Origin of the sequence: Methylocella sp. CPCC 101449 (assembly GCF_031921685.1) — a bacterium.
Classification (GTDB): domain Bacteria; phylum Pseudomonadota; class Alphaproteobacteria; order Rhizobiales; family Beijerinckiaceae; genus Terripilifer.
The window spans coordinates 55,476-75,228 of sequence record NZ_JAPDHU010000002.1 but is presented as its reverse complement, the minus strand read 5'-3'; the positions used below and the strand labels follow the sequence as shown (position 1 = coordinate 75,228).

Annotated in this window: 15 protein-coding genes; 5 read left to right on the top strand and 10 right to left on the bottom strand. The window is 60.1% G+C overall.

The window, feature by feature from the left end:
• Positions 1-12: 12 nt before the first annotated feature.
• The 6 genes from OIM99_RS11010 to OIM99_RS10985 form a co-directional block, all read right to left on the bottom strand.
• Positions 13-1,182 (bottom strand): ABC transporter substrate-binding protein, encoded by a 1,170-nt coding sequence (locus tag OIM99_RS11010; protein ID WP_311850456.1) that lies wholly within the window; start codon positions 1,180-1,182, stop codon positions 13-15.
• 70 nt (positions 1,183-1,252) lie between these two features.
• Positions 1,253-1,801, bottom strand: coding sequence for a 3-hydroxyanthranilate 3,4-dioxygenase (locus OIM99_RS11005; RefSeq protein ID WP_311850455.1), 549 nt, complete (start codon positions 1,799-1,801; stop codon positions 1,253-1,255).
• 13 nt (positions 1,802-1,814) lie between these two features.
• Positions 1,815-2,798, bottom strand: a complete 984-nt coding sequence (locus OIM99_RS11000) for a dihydrodipicolinate synthase family protein (RefSeq protein WP_311850454.1) — start codon at positions 2,796-2,798, stop codon at positions 1,815-1,817.
• A 272-nt stretch (positions 2,799-3,070) separates the two neighbouring features.
• Positions 3,071-4,441: a TAXI family TRAP transporter solute-binding subunit gene (locus OIM99_RS10995; RefSeq protein WP_311850453.1), complete on the bottom strand. Its 1,371-nt coding sequence runs from the start codon at positions 4,439-4,441 to the stop codon at positions 3,071-3,073.
• 284 nt (positions 4,442-4,725) lie between these two features.
• Positions 4,726-6,180 carry an indolepyruvate oxidoreductase subunit beta family protein gene (locus OIM99_RS10990; protein WP_311850452.1) on the bottom strand — a complete coding sequence of 485 codons (1,455 nt, stop codon included), beginning with the start codon at positions 6,178-6,180 and terminating at the stop codon, positions 4,726-4,728.
• Positions 6,180-8,324, bottom strand: coding sequence for an indolepyruvate ferredoxin oxidoreductase subunit alpha (locus OIM99_RS10985; protein WP_311850451.1), 2,145 nt, complete (start codon positions 8,322-8,324; stop codon positions 6,180-6,182). Before OIM99_RS10985 ends, OIM99_RS10990 begins: the two co-directional genes overlap by 1 nt.
• A 427-nt stretch (positions 8,325-8,751) precedes the next feature.
• Between OIM99_RS10985 and OIM99_RS10980 the strand changes: the two genes are divergently transcribed.
• From OIM99_RS10980 to OIM99_RS10960, 5 genes are all read left to right on the top strand, one after another.
• The gene (locus tag OIM99_RS10980; RefSeq protein WP_311850450.1) at positions 8,752-10,287 is read left to right on the top strand and encodes an ABC transporter substrate-binding protein; all 1,536 of its coding nucleotides are present in this window, start codon (positions 8,752-8,754) and stop codon (positions 10,285-10,287) included.
• Positions 10,288-10,890: 603 nt separating this feature from the next.
• Entirely contained in the window at positions 10,891-11,355 is a 465-nt protein-coding gene (locus OIM99_RS10975) for a group III truncated hemoglobin (protein ID WP_311850449.1), read from the top strand.
• Between the two features lie 141 nt (positions 11,356-11,496).
• Complete coding sequence (locus OIM99_RS10970; RefSeq protein ID WP_311850448.1) at positions 11,497-12,453, top strand: hypothetical protein; 957 nt, start codon at positions 11,497-11,499, stop codon at positions 12,451-12,453.
• Between the two features lie 36 nt (positions 12,454-12,489).
• On the top strand, positions 12,490-14,262 hold the full coding sequence (locus OIM99_RS10965; protein ID WP_311850447.1) for a type I secretion system permease/ATPase: 1,773 nt from the start codon (positions 12,490-12,492) through the stop codon (positions 14,260-14,262).
• Complete coding sequence (locus tag OIM99_RS10960) at positions 14,259-15,557, top strand: HlyD family type I secretion periplasmic adaptor subunit (RefSeq protein WP_311850446.1); 1,299 nt, start codon at positions 14,259-14,261, stop codon at positions 15,555-15,557. Before OIM99_RS10965 ends, OIM99_RS10960 begins: the two co-directional genes overlap by 4 nt.
• Before the next feature lie 48 nt (positions 15,558-15,605).
• On the opposite strand, the gene OIM99_RS10955 is transcribed toward OIM99_RS10960, so the two are convergent.
• The 4 genes from OIM99_RS10955 to OIM99_RS10940 all read right to left on the bottom strand — a co-directional run bounded on the left by OIM99_RS10955 (position 15,606) and on the right by OIM99_RS10940 (position 19,646).
• Positions 15,606-16,301: a hypothetical protein gene (locus tag OIM99_RS10955; protein WP_311850445.1), complete on the bottom strand. Its 696-nt coding sequence runs from the start codon at positions 16,299-16,301 to the stop codon at positions 15,606-15,608.
• Between the two features lie 489 nt (positions 16,302-16,790).
• Positions 16,791-17,819 (bottom strand): tripartite tricarboxylate transporter substrate-binding protein, encoded by a 1,029-nt coding sequence (locus tag OIM99_RS10950; protein WP_311850444.1) that lies wholly within the window; start codon positions 17,817-17,819, stop codon positions 16,791-16,793.
• 52 nt (positions 17,820-17,871) lie between these two features.
• On the bottom strand, positions 17,872-18,774 hold the full coding sequence (locus tag OIM99_RS10945; RefSeq protein WP_311850442.1) for a phosphate ABC transporter substrate-binding protein: 903 nt from the start codon (positions 18,772-18,774) through the stop codon (positions 17,872-17,874).
• An 8-nt stretch (positions 18,775-18,782) separates the two neighbouring features.
• Positions 18,783-19,646 (bottom strand): amidohydrolase family protein, encoded by an 864-nt coding sequence (locus tag OIM99_RS10940; RefSeq protein ID WP_311850441.1) that lies wholly within the window; start codon positions 19,644-19,646, stop codon positions 18,783-18,785.
• Positions 19,647-19,753: the final 107 nt, after the last annotated feature.

Below are 19,753 nucleotides of genomic sequence, written 5' to 3'. Positions count from 1 at the left end.
ACGAAACCTGCCTCAGAGCTTGCAGTCTTTGGCATAGAAGTCGGCATGATTGGTCAGCACCTTGCCCTTGGTGACGAGCACGACGTTGCCGCCAGCGTCCTTCTCGACCTTCAGAGCATACCAATCCTGGATCGGATGCTGGTTGTTGTTGAACTTGAAGGCACCGCGAACGGACGCGAAATCGGCCTTCAGCATCGCCGTGCGGAACGCCTTGAGATCGTCGACCTTACCGCCGGCATTCTTCAGAGCAGCGCCGATGGCGAGCGCCGCGTCATAGGCCTGGGCGCCGTAAGCCGACGGCAGGCGATTATACTTCTTCTGGAAGGCGGCGACGAATTCCTTGTTCGCCGCATTGTCGAGGTCCGAGTTCCAGTGCGACGACACGTTGACGCCGACTGCCGCCTCACCCAGCGCCTTCATGATGCCGAGATCCATCGACGGCGCGGCAACGACCATCGGGATGGTGCTGAGCAGACCAGCCTGTTGATACTGACGGGCGAAGGCAATGCCGAGACCACCGGGGTGGAACTGGAACACCGCGTCCGGCTTGGCAGCGCGGATCTGCGCCATTTCGGCAGCGAAGTCGGTCTGGTCGAGACGGGTGTAGATTTCGCCGGCGATTTCACCCTTGAAATAACGCTTGAAGCCGGCGATCGCATCCTTGCCCGCCTGGTAGTTCGGCGCCAGCACGAAAACCTTCTTGAAGCCGAGATTGGTGGCATATTGGCCGGCGCTCTCGTGCAGGGTGTCGTTCTGCCAGGACAGAACGAAATAGTTGGGATGACATTCCTTGCCAGCGAAGTTCGACGGCGCGGCATTGGAGCTGACATAGACGCCGTCATTGTCGAGCACTTCCGGCGTGACGGCGGCCAGCACGTTGGAGAAGATGACGCCGGTGAACAGCTTCACCTTTTCGTTCTTCATCAGGCGTTCGACGATTTCCTTGCCCTGGCCGGGCTTCAGCGCGTCGTCTTCGACCATCACCTGGACCGGTACGCCGCCGAGCTTGCCACCGCCCATTTCAACGGCGAGCTGGAAGGCGTCGCGGGTGTCCTCACCCAGATAGCCGCCGGGACCGGACAAAGTGGTGATCAGGCCGATCTTGACCGGCGCTTGCGCCAGCGCCGGAACAGCAAGACAGGTGGCGACAAGCGCCGCCGCAAACGACTTCACCAAACGCATATGGGACCCCTCCAGAAAGGTTTTTATGGGTATTGCAGTATCATAGGCGTAGATGCACGCAAAATGGAACTTAGATTTTTACCCAACCCTCCGGCGGCGTGCGGCCGGGATGAAGGGTGCCGCATTTCGGGCAGGTGCGCACTTTTTCATCGGCCCAGAATGCTTCGAAAAGCGGCGGCAGATCGCGCACGATACTGGTGAGCAAAACCTCGACCCGATGCACCTTCTCACCGCAATTGAAGCAGAACCATTCAAAGGCGTCTTTCTCACCGGTCGGCCGCTTGTTCTCGACGACGAGACCGACCGAGCCTTCCTGCGGACGTTGCGGCGAATGGCGCACGTGCGGCGGCAACATGAAGATTTCGCCCTGACGGATCGGCACGTCGTAAAATTTGCCTTCGTCGAACACCTTCAAAACCATGTCGCCCTTGAGCTGGTAGAAGAACTCTTCCACCGGATCGTCATGATAGTCCGTGCGCCGGTTCGGGCCGCCGACGACAGTGACCATCATGTCGGCATCTTCCCAGATCTGCCGGTTGCCAACCGGCGGCTTCAGCAGATGCTGATGTTCGTCGATCCATTTCTGGAAATTGAAAGCGCGCAGGCGACCCTCGGACATCACCCTCTCCTCTTTATTCGGCTGCGGATTTGGACGCGGAGAGTTGCAAGCCACAGGAGGCGAAGGCTTCGCGCATGGCCTGCTTTTCGGCGTCGGTCAATTCAAGCATCGGCCGGCGGACACGTCCCTCGCCGCCCTGCTGACCCAGAAGCTGCTGCCAATATTTGCCATGCGCCGGCGGCTTCTCTTTCGGCTGGGTGCCGCGCAGCGCCTTACGCACCGGGTCGAGGCTATTGCGCACCGCGCGCGCCTTCTCGACTTCGCCGGCAAAGGCGAGATCGGTATATTCGCGCATGCGGCGGTCATATTTCGTCTGCAGCAGATAGGGCGGCGACGAGCAGAGATAGAGCCGCCAACCGAGCTCGACGATGTTGTCGAACCATTCCTCCTCGGACGACGTCGACACGATCAGCTTGTCGCCGACCATATGCGTCAGCTTGACGTACATCTCGCGCGGCACGCTGTATTTGATGGCGACGATGTTCGGCAGTTCGGCGATGCGCGCGCACAGCTCCGGGCTCATCAGATAGCCGGAATCAGGATGGCTCCACATCGCGATGCCGATGTTCACCTGCTCGCTGATGTATTTGTAATATTCGTAGAGCGTCTCGTCCTGCGCCTTGAGGAAGCTCAGTACCGGAGCGTGAACGACGATGCTGGTGGCGCCGATGCTCTCGGCATATTTCGCCAGTTCGATCACCGTGTCGATGTTCTGGTCCGAGCAGGACATGATCGTGCCGGCCTTCTTGCCGGCCTCTTCGACCGAGATCGCCATGAGGCGCTTGCGCTCTTCCAGCGAGAGGGACCAGAACTCGCCCTGCTTGCCAGCCATGAACACGCCGTCGATGCCCAGATCATCGAACCAATGGCGCAGATTGGCACGCAGTGCCTTCTCATCAATCGACAGATCGGGAGCAAAAGGGGTGAGCGCCGCCGCCCAGATGCCGCGCATGTTTTCGCGGGCGAAAGCCTTGGCGTCCTTGCGAGAATAAGCCATCGTCAATCTCCATCAGATGACGGCATTGCTGCGCCCGATTTCCCGCTCCGTCAATGGCCTAGACCAATGACGCCGGGCCACGAAGATGCCTCCGCGCGGCAGAGAGGTGCATGCGAGCGCGCCGCGGTGCGCCGCGCAGAAATCCTTGGGATGCAAGGATAATTAACATGACCATGGTGTTTCCGCCGTCCGTTTGACGCCCGCGCTCAGTGCCGCAAACGGCGCGAACCGGCCCTCGGACGGAACCCGTTATAAATCTATAAGGAATGCGGCTATTGACCGCGCGGGGTCAGGTCAACGACCTTGGCACCTTGCCGGCGCTCCAACCCGTCACGGCCACCGATCGAGGGCGCCGCATGGGCTTCGAGACCCGCCCGGCGGCTGGCGATGAGGCGATTGAACAGGGTGATCCACGGTGTCGGATCAGGTGTATCCGCTCCCGGGCCCGACCGCTTGCTGGTGTCCATCAGGGTGCTAACGACAAGAGCGTCGAAATCCCGCTGCACCTCGTCCACGTCCTCAAGCGAATTCGCCGCCGCCAGCTTTTCGGTCAATTGCGGCAACAGCGCCTGAAACGACACTTCCTCCTCGCGGCGACGGCCGGAGGCCCAGCCCATGAAGCCCGTGACCGAAGACCCGAGCAAACTAAGCCCGAAGAGCGACAGCCAAATGGCATCGCTATATTTCTCCAGGAAGGTTTCCGCATCGTCATTGACCAGCGCCGCTGTGCCGTCGTGAGGCAGGAAGCGACGCGGCTCGTCCACCGGTGGCGTTTCGATGCTGAATGACATTTCCTGATCGCGGCGCAGGCGTGTGCGCAGATCGAGCAGGCTCTTGGTCAACGCCGTCGCCGTCGTTTCGGACATGCGCTCCGTCGAGATCAGTTCGTAGCTGATCGCCACCGTATTGATCGCGGCCTCCGGACGGGGTGGCGTGCCACCGAAAATACCGGCAGGAATTTCCGTGGTGATCAAATCGCGAAAACGAAAGGCCAAGGCCTCGGACGCCGGCATGCCCATGAAGGTAAGCGGGATTTTCAGCTTCTCGGTGATCTCGGCCAAGACCCGGCGTGGCATACGAGCGTTGGGATCGATCACCAGAATGAAAGCGTCGAGCATGCCGTCAGCCATGGCATTCGCCACGTCAGCCGGCCGCATTTCCTTAAGCTTCACCTCGTCGGGCTCGATCTCGTAATGGGCGAAAATGCGTTCGATAAGCGACAGGTTGGAATCGGATTCTCCGAGAAGCGCGACGTTGCGTCCGCGCAAATCCGTCACGCCATCGATGCCGCTCTCCTTTCGGGCAACGACGATGATCGACCGCTTTTGCAAAACGGCAACGGAGCGCCCCTCGTTCGAGGTCGGATCGTCACTGCGCGCCACGGCAAGATCGACGGTTTTCTTGTCGAGGAGCTTGCTGGCTTCGGCGGAATTCATGACGGGGCGGATATCGAGGCGGAATGGTTGGCGTGTGTCGATCATCGCACGCTGCACGGCGTGGACGAAGCGCGCCTGCTCAGTGCCCTCCGGCCCGACGGCGATGCGCAAGGTGGTCGGCATCGACAGGTAAAGACCGATCGCAATGCCCAGAGCCAGAACCGTGAAGACCGCGGCCAGCAATCGCAGGAGGACTCGCTTCTCCATCACCTCTTCCAGGCCGCAGTCCGTCTTGTCCCTGAATCGAAGCGGCACGGTCGATTCGGGACATCCTCGCCATCCTACAGACGGTCAGGGCCTTGCAATTCGGATTCCATCAGACCCGGTACCCGGCTTTGCTCTGTCGCCATTCCTTACGCGACCGGAATCCGCTTGGTTCAAAAGCTCCAACAGGCTGCCAAGCGATTCAAGTTAAAAAAAGGCAATACGGTGCCCTCTCGCTCGATTGTGAGCGACTGTTTGGAACCGCGAAAATCGGTCGGACCCCAATGCTAGGCGAGTGCGCGCCGAAGCGTTTTGCCTTCGGGATCGGCCAAAGCCGCAGCAATGGCCTGGCGCAATTTCGGCGCCACGGCGTCCAACTGCCCGTTGGACAAGGCTGGCATCACGATGCCGTCCCAAATCGCTGCGTAATTGGCGCGGCCACGCAGATGGGTGTCGCCATAACCCTTGAGCAAGCGTGGCAGTTCCGCCAGCGCCCCGGCAAAAGTGGGCGAGCCCTGAAGGGCCTGGCGCATGGCGGCGAGCCAGCGCTCGATCGCCGCCGTTTCCTCGGCGAAGCGCAAGGACGAGCGACGGATCCGGCCGAAGCCCGCCAGCGCCCGCATCGTCCAATAGCCGGTGACGCCGGTGGTCGAGATGTTGACGCCGCGACCGAATGGCCAAGTTTCCTTACCTGAGGCCGCCCGGCGCATCAGCACATTGCCGAGCTTGGGCGGCAGCATGGCCGCGATCTCCTCGATCCCCGGCTTAAGATATTCGACGACATGCAGGATCTGGTCGTCGCGCATTTCGGCATCGCGACGAATGCGGGTGAAACGCTCCTTGCGGGTTTTCAGATCGGCCACGCGTGGGATGTCCTCATAGGCCATCCATAGCGCCAGGCGGCGCACGCCCTCTTCCAGCGCGTGAGCCTGACGTGGATCGTCTGTCGATCCCGCCGCCTCGCGCAGAAGGCGCACGCGATCGAGGAACAATTCGGCATAGGCCTCGTCCTGATACTCGGCACAACGCCCCTGCCCGAGCGCCACGACCTTTTTCAAGGCATCGGATGGCGGCGCGGGCTCCTGCGTCTTTGCCGGCTCGGCCATCGGCTGATCGAGCGCCGCGCGGGTGGCGGTGAAAGCGGCGGCAAAGCCTTTCAGGCTCGCCTCGGCGCCACGCCCGCCCGAGCGGATCGCCGCCTCACAGGTCTCGCGCGAAAATGGAAACGCGCCAGCCGCTGCCAAAGCGCCAAACATCGGCGCGCTGACCACCGTGCCATTGTCCAGCGCCAGGCGTTCCAGATCGAGCGCGATATAGGCGCGCGATAGATCGTGGCACAGCCGATCGAGACGTTCAGGATCAAAACGGCCGTCGCCCATCTGCATCTTCTCGGCAGTGGTATAGACGCGGCTGGTCGAGGAAATCAGTATCGTTCGCTCGGGCGAAGCAAAGCCACGTTCGAGCAGACGGGCGGTTTCGAGATGCTCGCTCGAGATCATGTAATCAATGCGGCCCGGTACGGGCACGAGGGCGAGAACGGGCGTGAGCCCCTCTGGTGCCGGCTCGTCCATCATCTCGATGTAGTAGCTGGTGGCGCCGGTGCGCTGAGCGACACCCGGCACCGACGTCGCCTGCACCGGCAGTTTCGCCTGCAGCGCCGCCGACACGATCCATTCGGCGAGAACGCCGCCGCCTTCGCCACCGAGCGCGGCAATGAGCAAAGTCCGCGGACGCAGGCTCATCACGCGGCTCCCGCCGTCAGCGCCCGGCGAAGGCCCGCCTTGGCGCGATCGATCCAATTGGGATTGGAGACGATTTCGGCGCGGAAGAAAGACGGGCACAGCGTCGCCGCATGGGCATTGGCACCGCACAGACCGCAACCGACGCAGCCATTGGTGACATGGGCGACAGGATCGGTCTTCAGCGGATCGCTCGACGGCTTCACCGTCAAGGTCGGACAGCCGGACAGACGGATGCAGGAGTGGTCGCCCGTGCAGGTGTCTTCATCGACGCCGAAACGCTCGCGCACGACGCGCTTGCCTTCGCCCAGCAGTTTCGCCCGGATCGGCCGCAAGCGGCGCTGCCGCTCGAGCTGACACTCGCCTTCCGCAATGATGACCTTGAGGCCGTCGAAAGGCGTGCGCATCGCCTCGACGATGGTCTTGCGCATATCGCCGACGCGATAGTTGTTGACCGTGCGCAGCCATTTCACACCCATGCCCTTGAGGGTGTTTTCGATGGTCAGATCGCTGTCGACTGTCGAAGCACCGGCCGCCTTCTCGCGCGCGTCCGCCTGTGGCGTCGAGATCACATCCTGCGTACCCGTAGCCGACGTATAGCCGTTCTTCATGATGACCAGGATCTGGTCGCCATGATTGAGCAGGGACGAGGTGACGCCGGAGAGCAGGCCGTTATGCCAGAAGCCCCCATCGCCCATGATGGCGATCGGCCGCTTTTGCGAAAAGCCTTGCACGCCGGCGCTCGACGCGAGGCTCATGCCATAGCCGAGAATGGAATTGCCGAAAGAGAATGGCTCGAAGGTCGCCAGCGCATGGCAACCGATATCGGCCGACACATGCACCTTGCCGACTTCGCGCTCGGCGAGCTTCAAGGCCGCGAACACCGGGCGTTCGGGACAGCCGATGCAAAAGCCCGGCGGGCGTGCGGGTAGAGGACCAGCCAGGATCGCCTGCGCCTTGCCACGCAGCACCGACAATTCGCGCGCGAACCCAGCGCCATTAGACGTGTCGATGGAAGGCAGATGCTGAGCCAGGAGTTTGACGAGGCCGCTGACCAGCACTTCCGTGGTGTATTCGCCGGCTTGCAGGAACATATCCTTGCCGTGCAGAACCGTATTGAGATCGGCCCGGCGCAAGATCGCGCCGATTTCATGTTCTATATATTCGGGCTGGCCTTCCTCGATCACCGCGATGGCTTTGCGGCCGGCGGCAAAGGCCGTGATCTCTTCCGGTACCAGCGGATAGACGACATTGAGCGCCAGGATGGGAATGTCGGTACGGCCATAGGCATCGGCGAGACCGATCTCCTGCAAGGCGCGGATGAGACCGTTGTAGAGCCCCCCCTGCACTATCAAGCCGACATCCTTGTGACCGCCGTCAAAGATTTCGTTGAGCTTGTGATCGCGGATGAATTGACGCGCCGCCGGCATGCGCACGTCGAATTTCAGTTTCTCGTGCTTGTAGGTGACGGGCGGATGGGCGAGCCGGTCGTACAAAAACTCCGCCGGCATCTTCTGCAACTCGCGGGCGGAAATTTTCGGCGCGATATTGTCGCTTGCCGTGAAGGAACCGCGCACATGGCAGGCGCGAATGCGCAGTTCCATGATCACCGGGGCATTGGAGGCTTCCGAAAGCTCAAAGCTTTTTTCGACCATGCGCACGATAGTCGGCAGATTGGGCCTAGGATCCATGAGCCACATGGTCGACTTCATGGCGAAGGCATGGGTGCGCTCCTGAATGACGCTGGCGCCCTCGCCATAATCTTCGCCGACGACGATCAGTGCGCCGCCCATGACGCCGGGTGACGACAGGTTCGACAGCGCATCGGCCGCCACATTGGTGCCGACGATGGATTTCCATGTCACGGCGCCACGCACCGGATACATGATCGAGGCACCCAGCATGGCGGCCGCGGATGCCTCATTGGTGCAGGCCTGGACGTGGACGCCAAGCTCGCCCATCAAATCCTTGGCTTCGACCATGACATCGAGCAGATGCGAGACGGGCGCGCCCTGATAGCCGCCGACATAAGTAACGCCCGATTGCAGCAGGGCCTTCGTGACAGCGAGGATACCCTCGCCATGAAAGGTCTCACCCTGCCCCAGTTTCAGCAGCTTGATTTCCTTGCTGAATGAAACCTCGGCCATGGCACCCCTCTTTACTGTCGCCCCTCGCGACCTGAGCATTTCACGGCAGTTGAGAATTATTTCAAGCGGCATGGCCGTTTCGCACAGCTTGGCCCGCACGCGTCCCATCTCCATAACTATCTGATAAACATGATTTTTATAGAAACTCTGGCGCTATGTCTTTCCGTGGCTCCCTTGCTAATTGGACAACTTCAAACCGATCGCCAGCCCCCCTCTGACACCCATGCCAGCCCGTAAGAGTTTGAAGGGATTTCACGATTGGCCGTGGGGCGTCAGACAAGCTCCAGCTCGAAACGCTACGGCACCGTCAAATTACAAAACTAGACAATTATTAGCTATTTAGGCTAGAACCCGCGCCAATCCGTTCCGTGCTGGGGTGCATGAGCGGGCTCAAACAATTTTGTCAGTATTTTACGGGAGGTTCCCCATGTCGAAGGCCGTTGCCACCGCATTTGCGTGCGTGGCGTTTCTGGCATCGCCGGCCTTGGCGCAGAAAGCGCAGGATACGTTGCGGGTCGCCTATAAGGCGCCAATTGCCACCACGGACATCTATATCGACCCACAGCCGGAAACGACACTGACCTCCGTGGCGGTCTACGACACGTTGATCGTCTTCGACGCCCAAAGCAAAACTTTCCGCCCGTCGCTGGCTGAAAGCTGGAAGCAGGTCTCGCCGACCCAGTTGGACATGAAGCTGCGCGAAGGCATCAAGTTCCACGACGGCTCGCCCTTCACCGCCGACGACGTGGTCTACACGCTGATGTATATCTCGGATCCGAAGTCGGGCCTGCGCTTCAGCGCCAATTGGGGCTTCATCGACAAGGTCGAGAAGGTCGACGACTACAACATCCGCATCATCACCAAGAGCCCGACGCCCTATGCGTTGGCGCGTCTGGCCACCACCACGCCGATCTATCCGAAGGCCGTCCATTCCAAGCTGGAAACCAAGGCTGATTTCGGTCGTCGCTCGCCGGTCGGCACGGGCCCCTACAAAGTGATCTCCATCGACGCCTCGAACGGCATCAAGCTGGTGCGCAACGAGGACTACAAGCCCGCCGGCCCGTGGAACTCAAAGGCAAAAATCAAGAACGTGCAGTTGATGCCGATCCCCGATCCGCAGACGCAGATCGCGCAACTGTTGACCGGCGGCCTCGACATCATCCTCGAGTCGCCGAAGGACCAATCCGAACAGCTCACCTCGATGCCGAACATCACGTCGACGGCGATCGAGAACACGGTCTACACCTATCTGAACTTCGACGCAGCCGGCCGTTCCGGCCTTGAACCCCTGACTAAGCCCGACGTGCGCCGCGCCCTCTCCATGGCGATCGATCGCGCCACCCTCGCCAAGGCCATCATGGCCGGTGGCGATATGGTGAAAGTGATCGACGCGCCATGCAATGCGGCCACGCAGGTCGGCTGCGTCGTCGACCCGATGAACCTCAAATACGATCCGAAAGCGGCACGCGACCTGCTCGCCAAGGCCGGTTATCCCAACGGTTTCGACGTCGAGATCACGACGATTCCGGGCGTCGAGAAAATGGGCGAGGCCATCGCTGGCCAACTCCGTGCCATCGGCGTGCGTGCAAAGCTCGAGAATACGACCTTCGTCGCTTTCCGCACAAAGCAGACGTCCGGCAAACTGCAATTGCTGGTCGCGCACTACAGCTCGGGCGGCCTGTCCGACGTCAATTCGGCGGTCGAATATTATGTCGGTTCCGAACCGCGCGACTATTGGCGCGAAAAGGACATCACGCAGATGGCCAATGCGGCGTCGGCAGAAATGGACCCGGCCAAGCGCAACGAATTGCTGCGCAAGGTTTTCAATGCAGTCAACGACAAGTCGCTGCTGCTCTCGCTGACCACTTTTCCGGCTGTCGTCGTGCACACGACCGACCTCGTGCTGCCCAAGGTCTCGACGATCTTCACGGCGCCGGAGCTCAATAATATCGGCTGGAAATAATCCGGCTGAATTGCGGACGCTGTTTCGCAGCGTGGCCAGGCGCTACGGGATAGCATTCGAACTCGTAAGGGGACATTCGTTATGAATGTCCCCTTTTTCATTTACAGAATTCGCCTCGTTACTGCGGCGAGCTCGCACCGTCCGATGAATCTGGTTCCGAACTTTGCGGCTTGCGACTGTGTTTCGCGGGTGCCTTTTTATGTTTCACGAGCTTGGCGTGCTGTTGGCGTTTTGGGCGGTGGACGGCAGTTCCACTTGCATCGGCTGGTGCCTGCGCTCCGGAACTTGTCGCTGCATCCGATGGCTGCATGCCGCCTGACGCCGGAGCCTGAGCCAAAACTGGCAGACTCATCATGGCCACACATGCGGCAGTCATCATCATTTTCTTGATCATTGCGATCTCTCCTTGCAAACCCCGGGGGATCAATCCGCTTTGCCGATGATCGTTCCGCTGCCGGCACCGCACGCTTTCGGTTCTCACGAAAAAGTGCGACCTGTGGCGATACGGCGACTTCTGGCTGCGACTTTTTGCGGGTTGGGCATCGACCAATAAAATGGCAACATCCGACACATCTTGATCGTGAAGCGACTCTTGGTGAAGCGATGAAAGGACGACCAGCGCCGACGCGCGCCATGACCATCGATGGTCGACTCATTCCCGATGCGCTCGACGAGGCGATGATCCACGCCGTCGTGCATGGTTTCTATGACAAGATCCGTTCAGACGATCTGCTGGGGCCGATCTTCAATGGCGCCATCGCGCCGGACGCCTGGTCGCATCATCTTGCAAAAATGTGCGACTTCTGGTCGTCGACGCTCTTGCGCACGGGCCGCTACGAAGGACATCCGCTACGCCCGCATCTTGTTCTGCCCGGCCTCGGCGAAGAGCATTTCCGGCGCTGGCTGACCTTGTTCCGCGCGACCGTGCAAAATCTATGTCCGCCTGATGTCGCCGCCCTCTTTCTCGACCGAGCTCTGCGCATCGGCCATTCCTTCCGTCTGGCCATCGCCTTCCACCGCGGCGAGAATGCGACGCAGCTACAACCTATCCTTGAAGAGAGCCTGTAGCGGCGCCTGAACCAATCAAATCGCCGCGTCGCCGTTAGGCTTTCATTGACCTCGTTCCCACGCCCTCCAACCATCGAGGGAACGCGCCCTTAACTTCCCCATTGACGATATCATATGGGATTCCGTGCGGAGGTCCGGGCTATGGCTGTCGATCTTCCTGCCGACGAGCGCCTGCTCCAGGCTGCCATCATGGCGGCCGCCCTTGTCGCGGACCCGACGACGGCTGCCAATATCGCTAAACTTATAGAGATCGAGCATCTCTCGGCTCATCCGGACTGGGAGATCGTTCCCGATGATGGTTCGGGAACGCAGAACGAAGCCTCCCCTGCCCCGCAATCGGAGCCGTCCCCAACGGCTTCAGTGGAGCCCGCTGATCAAACCCTGCATGGCCCAGGCGTGGAGACCCCGCTGCCGTCCCTTAGCGACACGGGCGTCAACCACGATCTATCGTTTACCACTCAACCCGATGTCATAGCCGAAACATCGGCGCCCCCGGATCAGAACGCAGTCAATGACTCTGCTTCCGCCAGCCTCGCGACCAACGGCGGCGGCATAGCTATTACGCCGGCCATCGTCTCGACGCATGAGCCCGAGACACCGCAGACATCCAACGCGGAACAGCCGGCATCAGATATCATCCCGCATGACGATCTGGTGCGTTTGCCGCACACCGATGATCTCATTCCCCAACCAGCCGATCATTCAGGCACGTTGATCTCCGATCTAACGGACAGTTTGAATCTGAAACTGGTGGATCACGTCCTGGATGTTGCGACCGGCCTTGTGGGAAATATCGTTCACGACGTGGCCATCGACACTCAGCATCTGGTCGGCTCGGCATTGCAAGCGGTTGGCGACATTGTTGACCTCTTGCCATTGCCAATCCTGCATAATGACGGCTCCATTGAGGTCCCCTCTTTGCAGGGCGCATTGCACGATACTTTGGACGGGCTCGCCGCCGCTGTCGGAGGCTCGCCAATACCCGATCTGATTTCCGACATTCTGCCTCCGGCGAACCATGACCACGATCCAGGCCTCGTGCCGCTGATCGTCGATCATGTTCTCGATAGTTTGACATACCATCTGCATCTTCTTTGACGACTCCATTCATCCTGATGATTGAACGGGAGACATATGAAGGGCTGGGCTAAACTCTCCTCGCAATGGGAGTCCGACGAACTCCTCGGTGTCGTGAAGAAATTCCGGCGCCCGCTCATCGGCGTGGCCGGCATCAGTGCGTTGATCAACCTTCTGATGCTGGCCGCGCCGATCTTCATGCTTCAAGTTTATGATCGGGTACTGCCGAGCCGCAGCGTGCCGACATTGATCAGCCTGTTTTTGCTGGTCGTGGCCTTGTTTGTCTTTCAAGGCTATTTCGATCGTCAGCGCAGCCGGATCATGTTGCATCTTGGCCGTCGTATCGAAGATGAGATCGGCCCCAGGGCCTTCGATATCCTATTGCGTTCGCATGAACGCGGTACCGATGGTCAGGATGGCCTGCAAGCCCAGCGCGATGTCGACACTCTGCGCGAGTTCATCGCCAGCCCCGCCCTCGTGGCGCTTTTCGATCTGCCCTGGATGATCCTGTACATCGGCATCTGTTTCGCAATGCACCCCCTTATTGGCGCAACGGTTCTGGTCGCGGTGATCGTCTTTGTGGGACTGACGGCGACTGGCGAAATTTTGCTTCGCCGCAAAACGCAGGAAGCGACACTCGCTCATGCAGACCGGCGTCGGTTCTCCGAGGTCATGCGGCGCAACGCCGGCATCGTTCAAGCCCTCGGCCTGCAATCGGCCATGACACGCCGTTGGAACGAGGAAAACGATCGGGCCCTTGACCGCCAGGAAATCGGTGTCGAGATCACTAGCAATTTCGCCGCCTTGCAGAGAGCCCTGCGGACGACGCTGCAATCGGGCCTTTTGGCGCTGGGCGCATGGCTCGTGATCCATCAAGAGGCCACGGCCGGTGTGATGCTGGCATCGACTATTCTTGCCGCGCGCGCCTTGGCTCCCGTCGACATGCTGATCGCCCATTGGAAATCGTTCATCGCGGCGCGGCAAAGCTGGATGCGGCTTTCGCGCATTTTCAACGATACCCCCATCCGCCAGGAGCGCACCGCCCTTGGCGCGCCAAAGCAGAACTTGCGCGTCACGGGCCTCGGCCTCGCGACACCCGCCACCGGCCGGGCGGTTCTCCATGACGTGAGTTTCCAGGTCGAAGCCGGCAGCGCATTGGCCATCATCGGGCCCAGCGGTTCGGGCAAGTCATCTCTCGCACGCGCCGTCGTCGGCATCTGGAAGGCCCGACATGGCGCGATCCGTCTCGACGGCGCGCGTATCGATGACTGGCCGCAAGATATCTTGAGTGCCCATATCGGCTACATGCCGCAGGATGTGGAGCTGTTTCCCGGCACCGTGGCGCAGAACATCGCGCGATTTCAAACGCGCGTCGATCACGAAGCGCTGATGTCAGCCGCCAAGGCAGCCGGAGTCCACGATCTCATTCTTCGCCTGCCCCTCGCCTATGAAACCCCCGTCGGGGAAGGCGGCGAACAATTGTCCGGCGGTCAGCGCCAACGCATTGGCCTTGCCCGAGCGCTTTACGGCAATCCGTTTCTAGTCGTTCTCGACGAGCCGAACTCCAATCTCGATTCCCACGGCGAGGCGGCGCTGACCGCAGCCATTCGGGAAGTGCGTCAACGGCAAGGCATCGCCATCGTCATCGCCCATCGCTCCAGCGCGCTTGCGTCAGTCGATAAAGTCCTCGTCCTCAATGAAGGGCGCAAACAGGCTTTCGGCGATCGCGACAAACTTTTCCCGCAACTGGTGCAGGCCGCACCTGCCGGGCGCGCAAATGCGCCGGCTTCTCGTGCGAAAGCCAAGCCACCCAAGGAGGGCGCGGCATGAGCAAGCGACCATCCCAAATTTCGTTGGAACGCCATTTGCGCAACAGTTCCATCGCTGCGATCTTCCTCGTCGGCGGCATGGGCTATGTCGGTGCGACGAGTGAATTGTCGGGCGCCGTCGTCGCTATCGGTTCGCTCGTCGTCGAAACCAATATCAAGAAAATTCAACATCCCACTGGCGGCATCGTCGCGGAGTTATATGTGCGCGAAGGCGATCGGGTCGAAGCCAATCAGATCTTGATCAAGCTCGATGAAACCGTTGCTCGCGCCAGTCTGGCCACGGTTGAGAAAGATCTGCGCGAGCTGCGGGCAAGGCAGGCGCGCCTGGAAACCGAGCGAGACCAGCGTCCGGACATTCTTTTTCCCCCCGATATGGATACGTCACCAGAGTCGGAAACCGGCCGAATTATCGAAGGCGAGATCAAACTGTTCAATTTTCGTCGCGATGCATCGGACGGACAGAAGCGGCAGTTGCGCGAGCGCATCACCCAGTTGAACGAGAAGATCACCGGCCTAAAAGTTCAATACGATGCCAAGCTGGCGGAATCACGACTCATCCGCAAGGAACTGGAGGGCGTGCAAGACCTTTGGGACAAGAAGCTCGTTCCCCTCACCCGTCTCGTCGCGCTCGAGCGCAATCAGGCGCGACTGGATGGTGAGAGCGGGCAGTTGACCGCTTCGATCGCGGAGTCCCGCGGCCGTATCGCCGAAACCGAACTGCAGATCATCCAGGTCGATCAGGACATGCGCAGCGACGTAGCTCGTCAGCTCGCCGACATCCGCGCCAAAATCGCGGAACTCAACGAGCGTTACGTCACAGCACAGGACCAATTGAAGCGGATCGACATCCGCTCACCGCAATCGGGCATCGTCCATCAGCTTACCGTCCACACTCAAGGTGGCGTCATCGCCGCCGGCGAGCCAATCATGCTGATTGTTCCCGATGCCGACAATCTCGCCGTTGAGGTGAAGGTGCCGCCCTCCAATGTCGATCAGGTTCATGTCGGTCAGGATGCGGTCTTGCGCTTTTCCAGCTTCAATCAGCGCTCGACACCGGAGATCGGCGGCAAGGTGACCCTGGTATCGGCAAGCACCAGCAAGGACGACAAGGCCGAAACGAGTTTCTATACGGTTCGCATCGCCATGGACGCCAAATCCATTCCGGCTTTGGGCGATGTGCGGTTGATCCCCGGCATGCCTGTCGATGCCTATTTGCGCACCAGCGAACGCACCATTCTCTCGTATCTGGTCAAACCGCTGAGCGACCAAATGTACCGAGCCTTCCGAGAGCGATAAAAAAGCTGCCGCTGAAAACAGCGGCAGCTCTTGCTTCTGGCTCCCAGCCTATGACAGCAGGAAATGGCCGTTGTTATGATCGAGAATATCGGGCAGCAATTGCGTGATGCCGCCGATGTCCGGCAAAGCGCCGCCGCCGACATCACCGATGTCGAGCACCTGCGCCAACGGTCCGTTCTGCACCAGACCGCTGAGCGCATCCGCATGTAGCCCATCGACCAAAGGTACTTGGATCGATCCGCCGTCGAGCACATTCAGCTCGCCCAGTGAAAGCCCCGTGCCAAGATCGCCGACATTCACATCCAGGAGATGGTTGTGGCCATCATCGCCACCATGGGCATTGGTGTTGATGATGTTTTCCAGCAATCCGCCTTCGCCGGGGCCGACGACGCCATCCAATAGACCGTTGACGAGACCGGCGACGCCGAGAATGCCGTTTGGCGACGAAAGGTCATCGCCAACGCCGTTCACCAGGTTTCCCGTGGCTTCGACAGTATTGCCGACGTCGTGGACCAGATCGGTAAGCAAGGTTCCCGTGTTGCCGCTTAGAATGGCGGACGGCGCATCGAGAACATCTGTCAGCAGATTATCGCCGCCGAGATCACCCAAACCGATGGTCTCGCCCAGATGCGTGATCCCATGAACCGTTCCGCCGAGCCCCAAATCATGGCTCGCGGTTTCGATCGATGCATGGAAATTATCGATGACGCCGTTGAGGAGATTGGCAAGGCCGCCCGAAAGCAAACCTCCACCCGTGCCTCCATCGCCGCCGCCATTCCCTCCGCCATTCGCCGGCGGTGTGTTCGGATCACCGCCCGCATTGTTCGGCGGCGGTTGGTGAGGATTGCCTGCTCCGCCGCCATCCTGAGGTGGGGCCGTTCCCAGTGGCGGAGGCGTCGATCCCTGGCCTGCATCTTGTCCAGGCGCAGGACCCGTGGACTGCGGCGGCCACGTCATCGTGGTCGCACCGTTATCGGAAGTTCCGTAATAGTATTGAACCATCGCGAATCTCCTTCTTCTCGCCTTAAGCGAACGAAGAGAACGGATTAGTGGTTCAGTGGATCCGGAACCTTCCGGCATTCATGGTGGAGAATTGGTGCCCGTTTCGAGACGCATTTTTCTCAATTGCGCTCGATCCACTCGGGTTGGCGCATGAAAAATATAACGCCGGGCAGAAGCATCGTGATGCTTCATACCCGGCGCCTGTTTTTGCTTCCTCCCTAAGCTCTTGCTTTAGCCCTTGAAGGCCAAGGCCGCTTTTTCGACGATCTCCGGCGGCGTCTTGACGATCGCATCCGAATAGCTCTGCACCACCGTACCGGGTGTGGGTTCAAGTTCGAGGCCACGCTTCGCCGCCATCTCCTTCATCGCGGGATCGGCGACCATTTTGTCGAAGAGCGCGCGCAGATAGGCGATCCGCTCTTCGGGAATGCGCGGTGGCGCCACGAGCGCTCGACCGATCATGGCGCCCGCCGAAGCGAATTCCATGACCTTCTTGGCGGTGGGATCGTCGACCAGCTCCTGCATCAGCGGCACGTCGGGCAGTTCGTGATTGCGCTTCAGGCCCGTCTGGATCACGGCGACGAGGTCGCCTTCCTTGAGCTGCTTGGCGTGGGTGACGCGCCAGGAATTCCAAGCCGAGGAGACAAGATCGATTTCGCCCCGTTCAAGCGCGATGGAATATTCGCCCGCGCCCGGATAACCGCAGATCATCTTGAACTTGAAGCCGCCGAGCACTTTCAGCAAAGCCGGATATTGAAAGGACTGCGCCGTGGTGCCCGTGCAACCGACGATCGTCTCCTGCTTTTTCATATCCTCGGGCGTCTTCGACGGTGAATTCTTGCGGCGCACGAAAGCCGTGTTCACCGGTGAGAAGGAGCCGATGTAGTTCATCTCCTGAACCTTCCACTTGCCGATCTCGGGCTCAAGCACCTGGGTGTTGCCTATTGTCTCGGGCAGAACGGCCAGCACGGTGCCGTCACGCGGCGCCTGATTGTAGAGATAGCTCGTCGCGATCAGCCCGCCGCCACCGGGCTTGTTCTCGACGATTACGGCAGCCGCCTGCGGCAGGTTGGCCTTCAGCATGTCGGCGGCGAGGCGCGCGTAGAAATCGTAGGAGCCACCCGGCGGATGGCCGACCATGACCCGCACGGTCTGGCCCTTCAGAAAGTCGCCTGAAGGTTGCGCCTGCGCGGCACAAACCGCACTGAAGAAAAAGAGAGGAGAGATCGTCCGTAGCCAATTGGCAGTCCCAGAAAACATGGCGGTTTCTCCAAAGGGCTGACGAGCTGACGCCAGCCGGGTTGAACACAAGTCAAGCAAGGTCGTCGAGAACGGTACGGCTTTCGGCAAATAATTCATCGACAGTGAAGCGGCGCGGAATAATCTGCTGCTCATAAGCGAGCTGGATCGCCAATTCGAGCGACGGCGTCACCTTGTCATAGCCGATCGGCCGCATATCGATCGCTCCCGGTGCTACGGGGGCTGCTTCCTTCGCCTGTTTGAACGTCTGATAGATGTTGCGCACCAGATCCGGCCGGAAGCGCAACAGATCGCGCTTGACGACCAGCATATGGTTGATGGGGATCAGCCCCGTCTTATCGTGCCAGGCGCGGCCGGCATTGGCCGCATCGGGAATAACCGCCTTGATCTTCGGATCGTTCGGCAGATCATTGCCGAGGATGCCAGCATCGATTTCACCGGCCATCAACATGGGCAGGAGCTTGACGCCTGGCGCAGCCCGTTTGACGAAAGACGGCTCCGTATATTCGGCGAGATGGGAGCCCTCGAAAATGATCCATTCGACGGATTCGAAATCGAGCGCGTGCTCCTGAGACAGAATGTTGCGCACCCAGGCACCGGTGGTCTGAGTATAGGCACGCACGCCGATCTTCTTGCCGGGCAACATCTCCGGCGTCAGTTCCTTGTTGTAGTCGGTATTGTAGACGATGCAGCCATGTTGGAAACGGGACGCCAACACCACGGGTAGAAGCACGATCGGCTTGTTGTAGGCATAGGCTTGCAGAAAGGTGAAGATCGCCAGTTCCGACACGTCATAACGTTGTTCCCGCGCCATCGGCTTGAACACGTCATGAATGGGCTCGACTTCGTGGAAGTCGAAATTGAAAGCCGGCGATGTCAGCTTGCCGGAGAGCAGCGCTTCCGTCGTCGGATAGCGTTTCAGCGCGGTCGCGAGCGTAGGGATTGAGTTCGTCATCGGCATTCTCACTGCAGAACCGGGTAAAGACGCTGGGCTGTGCCGGCCAAAATATTGGCGCGATCGGTCTCAGAAACAGACGCCAGAACATGCAGCGTCTCCTTGACGATGTTCGGCAGCGTATCGTCGTGAGCGGGAAAATTGGATCCCCATAACAGACGCTCCGAGCCAAAAGTCGAAACGAGTTTCGGCATGAAGGTTTCAGGCGTCGCTTTGCCGGCCTGACAATGTTCGACCGTGCGGCTGGTGATTTTCAGATAGATGTTCTTGTAGTCCGCCAGCCCCCACAGGCTCTCGGCGGCAGCATAGGGCGGACCATCGTTGATGACGGGACGCGCCAGGTGATCGAGCAGGAAATTCGTGTTCGGGAATGCCTTGACGATCTTGAGCAGCAGCGGAATGCCCTGCGCCGTCATCTGCATGGCGACCGGCAGATTAAGTTCGCCCGCCTTTTGCCACACTGGATAAGCACGCTCGTCGTCAAGCCAAGTCTGCTGGCCAGGCATGGTCGAACCGGTGGTGAAGACCCGCATGCCGGTCATGCCCTGACCGTGCCAATGATCGATCTGTTCGGGCGCCTGCGGATCCAGGGGATCGATGGAAAAGACGCCGGTGAAGCGCGCCGGAAAACGTTTGATCGAATCCGCAAGATAGGACGAGTCATGTCCGTAAGCGGTCGAGGCCTGCACCACAGCCGCCTGAGCGACGCCTGCGGTATCCATCGCGGCGATGAGCTGTTCGGGCGTGGTCGGACGTTCCGACGACCAGTCCGACTGTTTGCCGCCGAGCGGCGCCAAGGGATATTTCGCGCGATCCGGCGAAACCACGTGGCAATGCACGTCAATGATCATCTGGCTGTTTGTGGCCGCCATGGGTCCTCCGTCTTGGCCTTTTCTTGAAACGCGGTTCGTCAGAGCGCCGCGTCCTTGATGTTTTGGCCTTATAGGCGGCCGCATTGCCGCACCCCCTATTCAATCGG